Raw genomic sequence first — 2,355 nt, 5'->3', positions numbered from 1 at the left:
GGCGAGGAGTCTATGAGGATCCGGCGATCTATGCGAACGACGTGATCGTGGTGGGTGATTCGCCGCAGCGTCGGCTGTTCCGTGACGTGGTGTCGCTGGCGCCTCTGCTGGCGGCGCCGCTGATCGCGTTGGTGCAGTGACGGTGTGTAAGTAGATGAACCTTGTGACATCTCCGCCGCGGGTAGGGGCGCTGTCGCCGGCGGGTACGGCGTTGGTGGCGGATCGCGTGCCGCTGGTTCGGCAGTATCTTCGGATCGCGGTTCGGTGGCGCTACGTGATTCTGGGGTCGGTGGTGGCGTCGCTGCTGCTGGGACTGGTGGTGACGCTGTTGATGACGCCGCGCTACACCGCGGTGGCGACGGTGGAGATCGCGCGCGAGTCGAGCAAGGTGACGGGGATCGAGGGGGTCGAGCGCGACGCGAGCACGTTCGACCAGGAGTTTTACCAGACGCAATACGGTCTGCTGCGCTCGCGCGCGCTGGCGGAGCGGGTGGCCAACAAGCTGCGGCTGGTGGACGACGAGCATTTCTACGCGCTGTTCAAGCCCAAGGCGTCGCCGGCGCTGGAGCTGGTGAACGGGCGCTATCCGGCGGCGCAGCGTGCGGCTCGGCAGCGGCTGGCGGGAGAGATCCTGCTGAAGAACCTGTCGATCGAGCCGATGCGCTTCTCGCGGCTGGTGGACATCAACTTCAGCAGCCCGGACCCGGCGCTGTCGGCGCGGGTGGCCAACGCCTGGGCGGAGAATTTCATCCAGACCAACCTGGAGCGCAAGGTGCAGGCGACGTCGTACGGGCGCAACCTGCTGGAGCGCCAGCTGGTGATGCAGAAGGACAAGCTGGACCAGTCGCAGCGTCAGCTGGTGGGCTATGCGACGCGCGAGCAGATCATCAACCTGCCGTCGCAGTCGGGCGACGGCAAGACCACGGTGGAGCGCTCGATCGTGGTGGACGATCTGGCGGCGCTGAACGCGGCGCTGGCGCAGGCGACGGCGGACCGGATCCAGGCGTCGGCGCGCTATGAGCAGGCCGGGCGTGCGGGGGCGTCGACGGAGGCGCTGCGCAACGTGGCGATCAACGCGCTGCGGCAGCGCCGCGCCGAGCTGGCGGCGGACTATCAGCGGCTGATGGTGCAGTTCGAGCCGGGCTATCCCGCGGCGCGCGCGCTGCAGTCGCAGATCGACCAGCTGGACCGTTCGATCGCGCGCGAGGAAGGGCGGGTGACGGGCTCGCAGCTGGCCGACTATCGCGAGGCGCAGGAGCGCGAGGCGGCGCTGAAGAGCAAGGTGGACCAGCTCAAGGCGCGCTATCTCGACAACCGGCGGCGCAGCATCCAGTACAACATCTACCAGCAGGAAGTGGACACCAACCGCGCCTTGTACGACGGGCTGCTGCAGCGCTTCAAGGAGATCGGCATCGCGGGCGGTGTCGGGATCAACAACGTCTCGGTGGTGGACAGCGCGGACGTGCCGCAGAAGCCGTCGAGCCCGCGGCTGCTGCTCAACCTGGCGCTCGCGCTGGTGGTGGGGCTGGGCGTGGGCGCGGGGCTGGCCGCGGCGCTGGAGCAGATCGACGAGGCGATCGCGGACCCGAGCGAGATGGAGCGGCGGCTGGGGCTGCCGCTGCTCGGCTCGGTGCCCAAGGTGGCGGGCGAGGCGACGCCGCGCGAGGAACTGCTCAACCGCAAGTCTGACCTGGTGGACGCCTATCTGGCGGTGCAGACCAACCTGGCCTTCACCACCGCGCACGGCGTGCCGCGCTCGATCGCGGTGACCTCGACGCGCCCGGCGGAGGGCAAGTCGACCACCGCGCTGGCGCTGGCGACGATGCTGACGCGCGCCGGGCGCAGCGTGATCCTGGTCGACGGCGACATGCGCTCGCCGTCGGTGCACCATCTCGGCGGGGTGGGGCACGAGCGCGGTTTGAGCAACTTCCTGGCCGGCGAGGAGGCGATCGAGACGCTCACCTTCCAGATGCGCGACCTCGGCGTCACCGCGATGACGGCGGGGCCGATCCCGCCCAACGCCGCCGAGCTGCTCACCAGCAACCGGCTCGCGCTGCTGGTCGAGCGGCTGCTCGAGCGCTACGACCATGTCGTGATCGACTCGCCGCCGGTGATGGGGCTGGCCGACGCGCCGCTGATCGCCAGCCGGGTCGAGGGCGTCGTCTACGCGGTCGAGTCGCACGGCATCCGCGCCACGCTGGTCAAGACCGCGCTGGCCCGCCTCGCCAGCGCCAACGCGCGCGTCTTCGGCACCGTCCTCACCAAGTTCGACGCCCGCCGTGCCCACCACGGCTATGGCTACGACTATGGCTATGCCTACGGCCGCACCGACCGTGCCAAGGCCTGAGCACACCA

At 69.6% G+C, this 2,355-nt stretch carries 1 protein-coding gene; it reads left to right on the top strand.

The genetic code is table 11. From position 1 onward, the window contains the following. The first annotated feature begins 163 nt into the window (after window positions 1–163). Complete coding sequence (locus FHY03_RS20670; RefSeq protein WP_311722541.1) at window positions 164–2,347, top strand: polysaccharide biosynthesis tyrosine autokinase; 2,184 nt, start codon at window positions 164–166, stop codon at window positions 2,345–2,347. The last annotated feature ends 8 nt before the right edge of the window (window positions 2,348–2,355 follow it).

This window comes from Sphingomonas sp. BK345 (genome assembly GCF_014193845.1).
Taxonomy (GTDB): domain Bacteria; phylum Pseudomonadota; class Alphaproteobacteria; order Sphingomonadales; family Sphingomonadaceae; genus Sphingomonas.
Note: the sequence above shows the minus strand (reverse complement) of the source record. Positions and strands in the feature narration are given on the sequence as shown.